This window comes from Georgenia sp. Z1491, assembly GCF_057652395.1.
The window spans coordinates 3,237,450-3,250,681 of record NZ_CM172729.1 but is presented as its reverse complement, the minus strand read 5'-3'; the positions used below and the strand labels follow the sequence as shown (position 1 = coordinate 3,250,681).

Below are 13,232 nucleotides of genomic sequence, written 5' to 3'. Positions count from 1 at the left end.
AGCGCGGCCCGCCCGGTCCGACGCGACCCGCCGACGCAGCGGGTGCCGGCGCGGGAGCGTACGGCTCGAGCATGGGGGCCATGTCCTCAGGCTAGGACGACCCAGCACCCGGAGGCGTAGTTCCGGGTACCCCTCCCCGCCGCGCCTGGACACCGCGGGGACAATGGGGCCATGACCTCCTCGTCCACGCCGCCGCGCCAGATCCTCACCGACGAGCTCCTCGAGACGATCCGCTCGCGCGCCGCGGGCCACGACCGCGCCAACACCTTCCCGCACGACGACCTCGCCGACCTGCGCGAGGCCGGCTACCTCACCGCCTTCGTCCCGGCCGAGCTGGGCGGTGGCGGGCTCACGCTGGAGGAGATGGCGTCCGAGCAGGCCCGCCTCGCCGGTGCCTCCCCGGCCACGGCGCTCGCCGTCAACATGCACCACATCTGGGTGGGCGTCGCCCGCACGGTCCGCGCCGCCGGCCAGTCGGACATGGACGAGATCCTCGCGCGCGTCATAGACGGCGCGATCATCGCGTTCGGAGTGTCCGAGGCCGGCAACGACCTCGTGCTCTTCGGCTCCGCCTCGGACGCCACCCCCGACGGCGAGGGCGGCTACCGCTTCCACGGCACCAAGATCTTCACGACGCTCGGCCCCGTGTGGACGCTGCTCGGCACGTTCGGCACCGACCGCACGGACCCCGACGACCCGGTCAACGTGTGGGGCTTCGTCGAGCGCGACGGCGGTGGCGTCGAGATCAAGGAGGACTGGGACACCCTCGGCATGCGGGCCACGCAGTCGTACACGACCGTCCTCGACGGGGCGCCGGCGCCCGCGCACCGGATCGTGCGCGCCGTGCCGCCCGGGCCGACCATGGACCCGTTCATCTTCGGGATCTTCGCCAACTTCGAGATCCTGCTCGCGGCCGTCTACCAGGGCGTCGCCCGGCGGGCCCTCGACGTCGCCGTGGCGACCGTGACCAAGCGGATGAGCCTGAAGAACGACGCGCCCTACGCCCACGACCCCGACATCCGGTGGCGCCTCGCGGACGCGGCGATCGAGCTCGACGCGATCGAGCCGCAGCTCGTGGCGCTCGCCCGCGACGTCGACGCCGGGGCGGACCGCCCGCTGTGGATGCCGCAGCTCTCCGCGCTCAAGTCGCGGGCGACCGAGACGGCGCTGCGCGTCGTCGAGAAGGCGTTGCGCGCCTCCGGCGGATCGTCGTTCTACACCAGGGCGGAGCTCTCACGCCTGTACCGCGACGTCGTCGCGGGCCTGTTCCACCCCTCCGACGACGAGTCGGTCCACGCCGCCTGGGCGAACGCGCTGCTCGGGCCGGTGCCGTCGAAGGAGTGAGGGCTACTCCTCGCCGAACCGCTTCATCGTGGACGGGTGCATGCCGGTCCGGCCGGCCTCGCCCTTGTCGAGGGCGTCGATGCGCGCGGCCTGGTCGGCGGTGAGCTCGACCGTCAGCGAGGCGAGGTTCTCCTCGATCCGCGCCCGCGAGCTGGCCTTGGGGATGATCACGTGGTCGCGCCCGATGTGCCACGCGAGCACCACCTGCGCCGGCGTCGCCCCGACCTCGGCGGCGACCTCCTCCACCACCGGGTCGGAGAGGACCCGGCCGCGCGCGATCGGCGACCACGCCTGCACGGTGATGCCCTCGGAACGGCAGAAGTCGACGACCTCCTGGTTCTGCAGGTACGGGTGGATCTCGGCCTGGTCGAGGGCCGGCAGCGGGAGACCGGCGTCCTGGATCTCGCGCAGGTGCTCGGGCTGCCCGTTCGACATGCCGATCGACGTCACCAGCCCGGCGGCTCGGGCGTCCACGAGCACCTGCCAGGTCTCGGCCAGCGGGGTGGTCGAGCCCTCCGGGTAGGGCCAGTGGACGAGGAACAGGTCCAGGGAGTCGACCCCGAGGTCCTCCAACGAGCGTTCGATGCTCGCCCGGGCGGTGCCGGGGGCGTGGTTGGGGTTGTCGAGCTTGCTCGTGAGGAACAGGTCCTCGCGTGCGACGCCGCTGTCCGCGATGCCGCGCCCGACGCCGACCTCGTTGCCGTACATCTGGGCGGTGTCGATGTGCCGGTAGCCCACCTCGATCGCGGTGGCGACCAGGGGCGCCGCGTCGGCGTCGGGAATCTTGTAGGTGCCGAAACCGATCTGGGGGATCGCGTGGCCGTCACCCATGACGACGATGCCTGAGGAGATCATGCGGACCATCCTGGCAGGTGGCGTGGCTCTGCGCCGACCCCGGGCGACGAATGAGCGCGATCCGGCCCGGTGCGGGATATTCTCTCGGCCCGGCGGGCGGGCGCCGCCTACGGTCGGGCCCCATGACACAGCCAGTGACCCTCACGCGCCTCGATCCGACCGGCACGGACCGGGAGGAGCTCGTCGCGTTCATGACCGGCAACGAGTTCCCGTTCCACATGGTCGCGCGGCCGGACCGGGCACGGGTGGAGCGGTCGATCGCCGAGGGCGCCTACCGGGACGACGAGCACGACTCGTTCTGGGTCGACCACGCCGAGCTCGGCCGCATCGGCTTCCTGCGCCTGGAGGACCTTGAGGACGACGCGCCGCTGTTCGACCTGCGGCTGGCCGAGCGCTTCCGCGGCCGCGGACTCGGTGCCGACGTCGTGCGCGCGGCGACCGAGCTCGTGTTCCGCAGGTTCCCGGAGGTCCGCCGCTTCGAGGGACAGACCCGGGAGGACAACGTGGCGATGCGACGCACCTTCCTGCGCTGCGGCTTCCTCAAGGAGGCGCACTACCGGGAGGGCTGGCCCGTGGCGGGCGGCGAGCCCGTGGCGTCGGTGGCCTACGCGATCCTGCGGCGCGACTGGGAGTCGGGCACCACCACGACGTTCGTGTGGGAGGACCTGGACCTGCGGGTTTCCACGAATCCCTGAGCGGTGGCCGGAGACGGGAACTCATCGCTCCACCCGTGTCGTCGAGCTGGACCTTGAGGTGCCGAGCATGACCTCAGCACGGTCGAGCTCGGCGCGGCACGGTCGAGCTCGGCGCGGCACGGTCCAGCTAGGTGTCGAGGTCGGCGCACGCGCAGCCGCGTGCAACGCCCCGGCTCACGGTCGGTGGGCGAAGACCTCGAGCAGCTCGGTGTCGCCCGAGACGATGAGGGTGTCCTCGGCATCGATCCGCGTCTCGAGGGTCGTGTACTCGAACGGCTCGCCGGGGGACTTCTTGCCGATGACCGTGATGCCGTAGCGCGAGCGCAGCGACAGCTCGCCGATGGTGAACCCGTGGGTCTCGCGCGGCGGACGCATCTTCACCACTGCGAAACCGTCCTCCATCTCGATGTAGTCGAGCATCCGGCCCGAGACCATGTGGGCCACCCGCTGCCCGGCGTCGTACTCGGGGTAGACGACGTGGTGCGCGCCGATGCGCCGCAGGATCCGCCCGTGCTCGCCGGAGACCGCTTTGGCCCAGATCTGCGGCATCCCCAGGTCGACGAGGTTGCCGGTGATGAGCACCGACGCCTCCAGGTAGGAGCCCACGCCGACCACCGCCACGGGGAAGTCGGCGGCGCCGAGCTGCTCGAGCGCGTCCGCGGAGGTCGCGTCCGCCTCGACCAGCGGGAGTCGGCTCGACCACGTCTGCACGAGCTCGGGGTCCTTCTCGACCGCGAGCACCTCGCGGTCCAGGGACTCGAGCGTGGCCGCCAGGGCCGCGCCGAAGCGCCCCAGGCCGATGACGAGGACAGCGGAGTCCCGGGCCTGCTTGGCCATGAGGGTCCTTTCCGGGGTCGGGCGGTAACGGTCGGTGAGGCGGTTCGGGCGGTTCCGGTCGGGGCGACGTGCTGGTCGGGGAGTCGTGCGGACGGGGTGTCATTGTGGCCGCTCAGCCGATGACAGGACGCTCCTCGGGCATGCGGATGACGCGACGGCGCGAGCGGATGGCGAGCGCCGCCGCGAGCGTGATCGTGCCGATGCGGCCCGCGAACATCAGGGCGGCGAGCACGTACCTGGCCGAGTCGGGCAGGTGGGGCGTGATGCCGGTCGACAGGCCGCACGTGGCGAACGCGGAGATCACCTCGAACAGCACCTGGTCGAGCGTGAAGTCCGTGACCGAGAGCAGGACCAGGGTGGACAGCCCCACGAGCGTGGCGCCGAGGAAGGCGACGGCGACGGCGAGCCGCACGGTCTCGGTGGGGATGCGGCGGCCGAACGCCTCGATGTCCCGGTCGCCGCGTGCCTCGGCGACGATCGCGAGGACGAGGACGGCGAACGTCGTCACCTTGATGCCGCCGGCCGTGGACGCCGAGCCGCCCCCGACGAACATCATCGCGTCGGTCGCGAACAGCGTGGACTGCTGCATCTGCCCGACGTCGATGGTCGCGAGCCCCGACGACCGCGGCGTGATCGAGTGGACGAGCGTGGCGACGAGCCGGTCGGCGACCGGGAGCGCGCCGAGCGTGTCCGGGTTCCTCCACTCGAACAGGACGAGGGCCACGAGCGTGATGACGAGGAGCGCGACGAAGGTCGACAGCGTGAGCTTGGCGTGCAGCGTGATCCGGCCCGGCCTGCGCCGGTGGCGCCACAGGTCGAGCAGGACGGGGAAGCCGACGGCGCCGAGGAACGTGCCGACGACGACGACGAGACCCAGCCACCAGTCGCCGACGTACGGCACGAGGCCACCGTCGAGCACGACGAAGCCGGCGTTGTTGAAGATGGACAGCGCCATGAAGAAGCCGTGCCACAGGGCGGCCGGAACCGACTCGCCGAGGTCGAGGAACCGCGGGACGAGGATCGCGGCGAGCACGAGCTCGATGAGGACCGAGGCCACGACGACGGCCCGCACGAGGGAGCCGACCTCGCCGAGCCCGGTCGTGCCCGTCTCGGACGCGGTGAGCATCCGCTGGGTCAGCCCGATGCGCCGGGAGACCGCGAGGCCGAGGATCGAGGCGAGCGTCATCACACCGAGGCCGCCGACCTTGATGCTCACGAGGATGACCGCCTGACCGAACCCGGACCAGTAGGTCGCCGTGTCCACGGTGGTCAGCCCGGTCACGCACACGGCGGACACCGCCGTGAAGAGGGCGTCGACGAACGGCGCGCGCGTCCCGGTCGTCGTCGCCACGGGCAGCGAGAGCAGACCCGTCATCACCACGACTATCGCGGCGAACACGAGCAGGGCCATCCGTGCGGGGGAGCGGCGGGCGAGGTCGTCGACCTGGTCCCGTGCCAGCGCGAGCACGCGGCCCACGGCCGAGCGTCCCATCTGCCCTCCAGTACCGACGGCCGGGGCGGACCGCCGTCCCGGGCTGCCGCGTCGTCGTCCGGCGCGTGCGCAGCAGGCGAAACACTGCCACAGGCTCGGGGTAGGTTGCGGGCATGGCCGATGGTGCTCTCGTGTGGTCCCCCGACCTCGTCGGGTACAACTTCGGCGTCGGCCACCCCATGAGTCCGCTCCGGCTGCACCTGACGATCGAGCTGGCTCGAGCCCTGGGGCTGCTGGAGCCCGACGTCGTCGAGGTCCTCGAGCCCGAGGTCTGCGACGCCGAGCTCCTGGCCTCGGTGCACGAGCCGGGCTACGTCGACGCGGTGCGGGCGGCCGAGTCCGACGGGGCGACCGACGCGCGGCGCGGCATCGGCGGCGAGGACAACCCCGTGTTCGGTGCGATGCACTCCGCCTCGGCACGGCTCGTCGGGTCGACCGTGACCGCCGCGCGCGCGGTGTGGTCGGGGCGGGTGCGCCGCGCGTTCTCGCTCGCGGGCGGCATGCACCACGCGATGCCGGGCCACGCCTCGGGATTCTGCGTGTACAACGACGTCGCCGTCGCGATCCGCTACCTCAAGGAGGCGGGCGCCGGCAGGATCGTGTACCTCGACGTCGACGCGCACCACGGCGACGGCGTCGAGCGCGTGTTCTGGGACGACCCCGACGTGGTGACCGTCTCCGTACACGAGCACCCCTCGACCCTGTTCCCGGGGACCGGGTACCCGCAGGACGTCGGCGGCCCCGGCGCGCGGGGGTCCGCCGTCAACGTCGCACTGCCCGCCGGCACCTCGGACGAGCAGTGGCTGCGGGCGGTCGAGGCGGTCGCCTCGCCGATCGTCGAGGCGGTGCGGCCCGACGTCCTCGTCACGCAGCACGGGTCGGACTCCCACGGGAGCGACCCGTTGACGAACCTCGCCGTGTCCGTCGACGCTCAGCGGGCGGCCGCCGTGATGTTCGCCGGTCTCGCCGAGCGGTTCGCCGGCGGTCGGTGGGTCGCCACGGGCGGCGGCGGGTACGAGGTCGTCAACGTCGTGCCGCGCGCCTGGTCCCACGTGCTCGGCGTCGTCGCGGGCACGCCGCTGGACCCGGGAACCCCGGTCCCCGAGGAGTGGCGGCAGCTCGTGCACGACCTCGCCGAGGGCGCGGTCGCCACGACGATGTCCGACGCCGACCCGTTCACGGTGCCCGGCACCGACGCGGCGCCTGCGGCCGGCCCCGGCGGCCCGGCGGCACCGACGGCGGAGGCGCCGGCGGGGGGTGGGACGTCGTCGAGCGGGGTCCTTGGCGGGCCGGCCGGCCGGTTCGTCGACGGCTTCGACCCGGAGAACCCGGTCGACCGAGCGATCCTCGCGACCCGGCAGGCGGTCTTCCCGGAGCACGGCCTGGACCCGCTGACGGCGTAGCGCACGTCACGTTCGAGGTCGCGACACGCGCACGGATTGGCCGGGTGGCCCTCGGGCCCGCTATGTTCCTTCCTCAGGAGCCCCACGAGTCACGTGCGCGGCCGGGGGATCATCAGGAGCTGGGAGCACATGGTCGACAGCCAGGGGAGCAGCCGTTTCCTCACCGTCGCCGAGGTGGCGGAGTCTCTTCGCGTCTCCAAGATGACCGTCTATCGCATGGTCCACTCCGGCGAGATCCCCGCCGTCCGCGTGGGACGCTCGTTCCGGGTGCCCAACGCCGCCGTCGACCAGCTCATCGCCGAGGGCCTGCAGGGCTGGGACTCGGCCGAGGGCACCGGCTCCTGACCGCGCGGGTGCTCCTCCCGCGGCCCTGTGGCGGGTCTGACCCGGCCGGCGCCACGCTCCCTCCCGCCACCCGCTAGACTTGCCGGGTTTCCCGGACGCGGACGCGTCCGTACCCGAATCGGACTGAGGTGGACCCGTGGGATCTGTCGTCAAGAAGCGCCGCAAGCGCATGTCGAAGAAGAAGCACCGCAAGCTGCTGCGCAGGACGCGCCACCAGCGCCGCAACAAGAAGTGATCCGTCGCTTCCGTCGTCGATCGGACCCGGGCCCCGCAGGGGTGCCGGGTTCGTCGCGTTCCGGGGAGCGCTCGCCGGCGGTCGCGGCCTCCCCGCAGGCCTGGCTCGGCGGCCCGGCCGGTGACGGGGCGCGTGCGCCCGCGAGGCTCGAGGTCGTGTCGCGCGCCGGCTGCCACCTGTGCGAGCAGACCGCCGCACGTCTCGGACCGATCGCCGAGCGGCACGGGGCGGCCCTCGTGCTCCTCGACGTCGACGCCGACCCCGAGCTCGCGGACCTCTCCGACCACGTGCCGGTCGTCCGGGTCGACGGCGTGGAGGTCGACCGGCTGATGGTCGACGTCGGCCGGGTGGAGCGGGCGCTCGCCGCGCGCTGAGCGGGCCGCCCGGACCGGGCCCGCCGACCGCAGGTCGCCCTCCCCGCCACGTTCGTCGAGCGTGCGGTCGGCGGCCGTCGGGTGTGCCGGCTCGTGCCGCGCACCCGCGTGACCGGGAACCGCACACGCAGCGAACGGCTCGGGGTGGACACGACGGCGGCCGGCCACCCCGGGGTGACCGGCCGCCGTCGTGCTCAGCGGGAGAGGGTCAGGCTCAGGCCTGCGCGGCCGGCGGGACGGCCTCGACCTCGATGGTGATGTTGACCTTGTCGGAGACGAGGACGCCACCGGTCTCGAGGGCGGCGTTCCACGTGAGCCCGAAGTCCTTGCGGGAGATCGTCGTCGTCGCGGAGAAGCCGATGCGGTCCTGCCCGAACGGGTCGGTGGCCGCGCCGTTGTACTCGACGGCGAGCGCGACCGGCTGGGTGACACCCTTGATCGTCAGGTCGCCGTTGAGCGTGAACTCGTCGGCGTCGCCGTCGACGGAGGTCGACACGAAGGTCCACTCCGGGTTGTTCTCGGCGTCCCAGAAGTCGGCCGACCGCAGGTGGTTGTCGCGGTTCTCGTCCTTGGTGTCGACCGAGCCGGACTGGATCGTTACGTTCGCGGTGGACTGCGCGACGTCCTCGGCGACGACGAGCTCACCGGCGAAGTCGGTGAACTGGCCACGGACCTTCGAGATGCCCGCGTGGCGGACGGTGAAACCGACCTCCGAGTGCGAGGGCTCGATGGTGTAGGTACCGGCGGGGATGGTCGACATACTGCCTCCAGGGATGGATCGCGCCGGCTGCGCCGACGAAGTGGTTGAAGCGTGAACGATTGAACTGTAAACTACATCGGGACGGTGGCGCAAGCCCCGCGACCGTGGCTCCCGCGCCGCGGCGGTACCAGGATGGAGGACCTGGATGAACACGCGATGGCTCAGCCTCGACGAGCAACGGTCGTGGCGTCTCTTCCTGCGAGCCTCCGCGCAGGTTCTCGAGGACGTCAACCACGACCTCACGGTCAGTGCGCGGCTCTCCCTGCCGGAGTACGAGGTGCTCGTGCGTCTCTCCGAGGCGCCGGACCGGACGCGCCGCATGTCCTCGCTCGCCGAGGACCTCGTGCACTCGCGCTCGCGACTCACGCACACCGTCCGCAGGCTCGAGGACGCCGGCTACGTCGAGCGCCGCAACGACTGCTCGGACCGCCGCGGCGTCAACGCGCACCTCACCGACGCGGGGTACGCCCGCTTGTCCGAGGCCGCGCCCGGGCATGTCGACGCCGTGCGCTACAGGCTCGTCGACCGGCTCACCGAGGCGCAGATGACCGAGCTGGGCCAGATCATGGCCGCCCTGCTCGACGACGAGGAGATCGACCGGGAGGTGGCGCGCGCGAGGGAGCCCGACCTTCCTTCGCCGACCTGACCCGGCTGCCGTCGTCGCCGACCTGACCGGGCTGACCCACCTGACCGCGCTGCCATCGTGGAACCGGATCCGCCCGAGTCCGACGTCGCGGGCGCGTACCCGCGGGGGCCGCACAGTTTGCGACACTGTGACCATGCCCCACACCGTCGTCCACCTCCTACGTCACGGCGAGGTCCACAACCCCTCCGGCGTCCTGTACGGACGCCTCCCGGGGTACCACCTCTCGGAGCGCGGGCGCGCCATGGCCAGGGCCGTGGCCGCGCACCTGAGCGAGACCGGTCACGACGTGCGGCGCGTGGTGGCCTCCCCGCTCGAGCGCGCGCAGGAGACCGGGCGGCCCGTGGCCGAGGCGTTCGGCGTCGAGGTCGAGACCGACGAACGGCTGATCGAGGGCGGCAACGCGCTCGAGGGGACGGCGATCCGCGCCGACCCGCTCGCTCTCGCGCACCCGCGGCACTGGCCCCTGTACGTCGACCCGTTCCGCCCGAGCTGGGGCGAGGCGTACCGGGCGATAGCGGACCGGACGACCGACGCGGTGCGGTCCGTCCTCGCTCGCTCCGAGGGGGGTGAGGTGGTTCTCGTCTCCCACCAGCTGCCGATCTGGATCACCCGCCTCGTCGTCGAGCGCCGCCCCCTCGCGCACGACCCCCGGCGCCGGGAGTGCGCGCTGGCGTCCCTGACCTCCCTGCACTTCGACGACCGGCGCCTCGTCGGGATCACCTACGACGAGCCGGCCGCCGCGCTCGTGGCCGACGCGAGCGACGTCACGCCGGGCACCTCCCGTGCCGCGGTCAACACCGGGTCGGCCCGTCGGTCGGTCCGGTCCGGGACGCGGACCTCGCCGCCGCTGCCTCGGGCCGTGCCCACGCCCGAGACGGCCGACTCGGCGGCGGACGCCGGCGAGCAGGCCCGAGCGTGACGGGCCGCTCCTCCCTGCGACGCACCCTGCCGGCGGCGCTCGGTGCCCTCGGGCTCGCGGTCACGCTGACCGCGTGCGCACCCGAGGGCTCGTCGCCCGACGGCGGCTCCGTCGGCGCGGGCTACGAGGCCGGTGACGGCTCCTTCACCACCTGGGAGCCGGAGGAGCGGGGCGCCGCGGTCGAGCTGACCGGTACGTCCTACGACGACGAGCCGATCGACCTCGCCGAGGCGCGCGGCAGCGTCGCCGTCGTCAACTTCTGGTACGCAGCCTGCCCGCCGTGCCGCGTCGAGGCGCCCGACCTGGCCGCTCTCGCGAACGACATGGCCGACGAGATCGTCATGCTCGGCGTCAACCCGCGTGACGACACGGCGACCGCCCAGGCCTTCGAGAACACGTTCGACATCCCCTACCCGTCGGTCCACGACTCCGAGGCGCGTGCCGTCGCCGCGTTCGAGGGCCTGGTCCCGCTGTCCGCCATGCCGACCACCGTCGTGCTCGACCAGGAGGGTCGGGTCGCCGCCCGCATCCTCGGCCAGGCGGACCCGACCATCCTGCGCGGGCTCGTCGACGACGTCCTCGCCGAGGCCTGAGCCGTGGACGCCGTCGCCTCCGTGGGGGAGGTCGTCACCTCGGGATCGCTCCTGCTCGCGGTCCCGCTCGCCCTGCTCGCCGGGCTGATCTCCTTCTTCTCCCCGTGCGTCCTGCCGCTGCTGCCCGGCTACGTCGGCCTGCTCGGAGGGATGGCGGGCTCGACGACGGAGCGCTACCGGGAGGCGACCGCCGTCCCCGCGTCCGGCGCAGGCGGGAGCCCGGCAGGCGCTGGTGCGGGCCCGGTCGGCGCAGGTGCGGCGATCGCACGGCGCGAGGCCCAGGCGGCGGCGACGGGTCGCGCGTCCGGCCGCCGGGTCGCGCTCGGCGCGATCCTCTTCGTCTCCGGCTTCTCCGCGGTGTGGGTGGTGGCCGGCGTGGCCGTGGCCTCGCTGGGGATCGCCCTCGCCCCGGTGCTGCCGACCGTCCTGCGCGTGGCGGGCGTCGTCGTCATCCTGCTCGGGCTCGCGTTCGTCGGCCGGATCCCGTTCCTCCAGGCCGAGCGACGCCTCGACGTCGCCCCCCGCGCCGGCCTCGCCGGCGCGCCCGTGCTCGGCGCCGTGTTCGGGCTCGGCTGGGGACCGTGCATCGGCCCGACCCTGGCCGCCGTGCTCACCCTGGCCCTGTCCGAGCAGTCCGTGGCGCGCGGCCTCCTGCTCACGGTCGTGTACTGCCTCGGGCTCGGGGTCCCGTTCGTCGTCGCCGCCGTGGCCGTCGCCCGCTCGGCGCGCGCCCTGTCCGCCCTCAGGCGTCACGCCCGCACGATCCAGGTCGTCGGCGGCGTCGTCCTCATCGCTCTCGGGGTCCTGCTCGTCACCGGTGCCTGGGAGTGGATCGTGGGACGCCTGCAGGGCCTCGTCGCCGGGTGGGTGACGCCGCTGTGACCGCGGACCCCACCAACCTCTCCTCCAAGCCCGGCCAGGGCCGGGCGGGCCCCGACGACGACGCGGCAGCGGGTGACGGCAGCCGCGCCACCGGACCGTCCCTGTCCCTCGTGGGCTGGTTGCGGTGGGCGTGGCGCCAGCTGACGTCGATGCGCACGGCGATCCTCCTGCTCCTCCTGCTCGCCGTCGCCGCGCTCCCGGGCGCGTTCATCCCCCAGCAGGCCTCCGACCCCGCGGCCGTGTCGCAGTTCCGGGCCGAGCGTCCCGAGCTGTCCGGCTGGCTCGACCGGCTCGACCTGTTCGACATGTACGGGTCGATCTGGTTCCAGACCGTCTACGTGCTGCTGTTCGTCTCCCTGATCGGCTGCATCGTCCCGCGCATCGGCGTGCACGTGCGGTCGCTGCGGGCCGCGCCGCCGAAGGTTCCCGGCCGGCTGACCCGGTTCGCCGGGCACAGCGTCCGTCGCGACCCCACCCGTACGCCCGCCGAGCTCGGCGAGGCGGCGCGCCTCGCGCTGCGCCGCCGGTTCCGTGCGGTGGTCTCAGCGAAGGACGACGGCACGGTCGAGGTCTCGGCCGAGCGCGGCTACCTGCGGGAGACCGGGAACATCGTCTTCCACCTCGCCCTGCTCGCCGTCCTCGTCGCCTTCGGGCTCGGGCAGATGATCTCCTACCGCGGCCAGGCCATCGTCGTCGAGGGGGAGAGCTTCGCGAACTCCGTGGTCGACTACGACTCCTTCACCGCCGGCTCGCTCGTGCGCACGGGCTCCCTCGACCCGTTCGTCGTCCGCCTGGACGAGTTCAGCTCCGAGTTCACGCTCGACGCCCAGGCCCGCGACTTCCTCGCCGAGGTGTCGGTGACGCGTGCCGACGGCACCGCGGAGGCCGGCGACATCGCCGTCAACCATCCGCTCAACGTCGATGGCACGAACATCTACCTCTCCGGCAACGGCTACGCACCCCGCCTGACCGTGCACGACGGCGCGGGCGAGGTCGCGTTCTCCCAGCCGGTGCCGTTCCTGCCCGAGGACGGGGTCTACACCTCGAGAGGCGTCGTCAAGGTCCCGGACGTCTCGGGCGACCAGGAGCAGCTCGGCCTCACCGGGACCTTCCTGCCCACCGCGATCGTCGACACCGCCGGCACGCCCGTCTCGATCCATCCGCAGCCGGAGGATCCCCTGCTCGTGCTCACGCTGTGGGTGGGCGACCTCGGGCTCGACGAGGGCGAGCCCCAGAACGTCTACGTCCTCGACACCGACCGGATGCGGCAGGTCTACGAGCCCGCGGCCGACGGCTCGGCCGGGTCCGCCGAGGGTGGGCAGGTGCCGCTGACGATCTACCTCGGCCCAGGTGACACGGTCGAGCTGCCCGAGGGGCTCGGCTCGATCACGTTCGAGGAGGAGCTGCCGCGGTTCGTCGCCCTCGACCTGCGCAACGACCCCACGCTGCCCTACCTCCTGGCGGCCTCGATCGCGGCGATGCTCGGCCTGTTCGGCTCGCTGTTCGTCCCCCGCCGACGGGTGTGGGTGCGGCTGACCTCCGACGGCGACGGCACGCGGCTCGAGACCGCCGCGCTCGCACGGGGGGACGACCCCGGAACCGAGCGCGAGGTCGAGCGGCTCCTCGCCGCGCTCGACCTCGAGGAGGACTCCTCGGACGGTGACGTGGGCGACGACGCGTCCGCGGACCGGTGGGACGGGACGGGTGACACCCCGGCGCCCGAGGGGACGACCTCCGACGACGGCGCCGCCCCGCCGTCCCGCGGGCCGGACCGGCGCCCGCGACCGCGCCCCGCTCCGGAAAAGGGGTTGGGGCACAATGACATCACCGAGCGCCCTTAGGGCGCCCCGAC

Annotated in this window: 15 protein-coding genes; 11 read left to right on the top strand and 4 right to left on the bottom strand. The window is 73.1% G+C overall.

The window, feature by feature from the left end; translation table 11 throughout:
* Positions 1-171 precede the first annotated feature (171 nt).
* Positions 172-1,344 (top strand): acyl-CoA dehydrogenase family protein, encoded by a 1,173-nt coding sequence (locus AC24HA_RS14910; protein ID WP_425707812.1) that lies wholly within the window; start codon positions 172-174, stop codon positions 1,342-1,344.
* Between the two features lie 3 nt (positions 1,345-1,347).
* Here the strand turns inward: AC24HA_RS14910 and AC24HA_RS14905 are convergent, their stop codons facing one another.
* Positions 1,348-2,199 carry an aldo/keto reductase gene (locus AC24HA_RS14905; protein ID WP_425707813.1) on the bottom strand — a complete coding sequence of 284 codons (852 nt, stop codon included), beginning with the start codon at positions 2,197-2,199 and terminating at the stop codon, positions 1,348-1,350.
* A 122-nt stretch (positions 2,200-2,321) separates the two neighbouring features.
* On the opposite strand from AC24HA_RS14905, the gene AC24HA_RS14900 reads away from it, so the two are divergent.
* A complete protein-coding gene (locus AC24HA_RS14900) occupies positions 2,322-2,894 on the top strand; it encodes a GNAT family N-acetyltransferase (protein ID WP_425707814.1) in 573 nt (190 codons plus the stop codon).
* A 174-nt stretch (positions 2,895-3,068) separates the two neighbouring features.
* Here AC24HA_RS14900 and AC24HA_RS14895 read toward each other — a convergent pair whose 3' ends face one another.
* Both AC24HA_RS14895 and AC24HA_RS14890 read right to left on the bottom strand, forming a co-directional pair.
* Positions 3,069-3,731 (bottom strand): potassium channel family protein, encoded by a 663-nt coding sequence (locus AC24HA_RS14895; protein WP_425707815.1) that lies wholly within the window; start codon positions 3,729-3,731, stop codon positions 3,069-3,071.
* Between the two features lie 112 nt (positions 3,732-3,843).
* On the bottom strand, positions 3,844-5,223 hold the full coding sequence (locus AC24HA_RS14890; protein ID WP_425707816.1) for a TrkH family potassium uptake protein: 1,380 nt from the start codon (positions 5,221-5,223) through the stop codon (positions 3,844-3,846).
* Between the two features lie 113 nt (positions 5,224-5,336).
* On the opposite strand from AC24HA_RS14890, the gene AC24HA_RS14885 reads away from it, so the two are divergent.
* The 4 genes from AC24HA_RS14885 to AC24HA_RS14870 all read left to right on the top strand — a co-directional run bounded on the left by AC24HA_RS14885 (position 5,337) and on the right by AC24HA_RS14870 (position 7,580).
* Positions 5,337-6,626: an acetoin utilization protein AcuC gene (locus tag AC24HA_RS14885; protein WP_425707817.1), complete on the top strand. Its 1,290-nt coding sequence runs from the start codon at positions 5,337-5,339 to the stop codon at positions 6,624-6,626.
* 129 nt (positions 6,627-6,755) lie between these two features.
* On the top strand, positions 6,756-6,971 hold the full coding sequence (locus tag AC24HA_RS14880) for a helix-turn-helix domain-containing protein (protein ID WP_425707818.1): 216 nt from the start codon (positions 6,756-6,758) through the stop codon (positions 6,969-6,971).
* Positions 6,972-7,107: 136 nt separating this feature from the next.
* Positions 7,108-7,206 (top strand): 30S ribosomal protein bS22, encoded by a 99-nt coding sequence (locus AC24HA_RS14875; protein ID WP_076808172.1) that lies wholly within the window; start codon positions 7,108-7,110, stop codon positions 7,204-7,206.
* Positions 7,207-7,361: 155 nt separating this feature from the next.
* Positions 7,362-7,580 (top strand): glutaredoxin family protein, encoded by a 219-nt coding sequence (locus AC24HA_RS14870; protein WP_425707819.1) that lies wholly within the window; start codon positions 7,362-7,364, stop codon positions 7,578-7,580.
* A gap of 214 nt (positions 7,581-7,794) precedes the next feature.
* Here the strand turns inward: AC24HA_RS14870 and AC24HA_RS14865 are convergent, their stop codons facing one another.
* Positions 7,795-8,340, bottom strand: coding sequence for a YceI family protein (locus AC24HA_RS14865; protein WP_425707820.1), 546 nt, complete (start codon positions 8,338-8,340; stop codon positions 7,795-7,797).
* Positions 8,341-8,485: 145 nt separating this feature from the next.
* Between AC24HA_RS14865 and AC24HA_RS14860 the strand changes: the two genes are divergently transcribed.
* The 5 genes from AC24HA_RS14860 (at position 8,486) to resB (ending at position 13,221) form a co-directional block, all read left to right on the top strand.
* Positions 8,486-8,986 (top strand): MarR family winged helix-turn-helix transcriptional regulator, encoded by a 501-nt coding sequence (locus tag AC24HA_RS14860; protein WP_425707821.1) that lies wholly within the window; start codon positions 8,486-8,488, stop codon positions 8,984-8,986.
* A 133-nt stretch (positions 8,987-9,119) separates the two neighbouring features.
* On the top strand, positions 9,120-9,905 hold the full coding sequence (locus tag AC24HA_RS14855; RefSeq protein ID WP_425707822.1) for a histidine phosphatase family protein: 786 nt from the start codon (positions 9,120-9,122) through the stop codon (positions 9,903-9,905).
* The gene (locus tag AC24HA_RS14850) at positions 9,902-10,498 is read left to right on the top strand and encodes a TlpA family protein disulfide reductase (RefSeq protein WP_425707823.1); all 597 of its coding nucleotides are present in this window, start codon (positions 9,902-9,904) and stop codon (positions 10,496-10,498) included. Before AC24HA_RS14855 ends, AC24HA_RS14850 begins: the two co-directional genes overlap by 4 nt.
* A 3-nt stretch (positions 10,499-10,501) precedes the next feature.
* On the top strand, positions 10,502-11,380 hold the full coding sequence (locus tag AC24HA_RS14845) for a cytochrome c biogenesis CcdA family protein (RefSeq protein WP_425707824.1): 879 nt from the start codon (positions 10,502-10,504) through the stop codon (positions 11,378-11,380).
* Positions 11,377-13,221 (top strand): cytochrome c biogenesis protein ResB, encoded by a 1,845-nt coding sequence (gene resB, locus AC24HA_RS14840; protein ID WP_425707825.1) that lies wholly within the window; start codon positions 11,377-11,379, stop codon positions 13,219-13,221. Before AC24HA_RS14845 ends, resB begins: the two co-directional genes overlap by 4 nt.
* Positions 13,222-13,232: the final 11 nt, after the last annotated feature.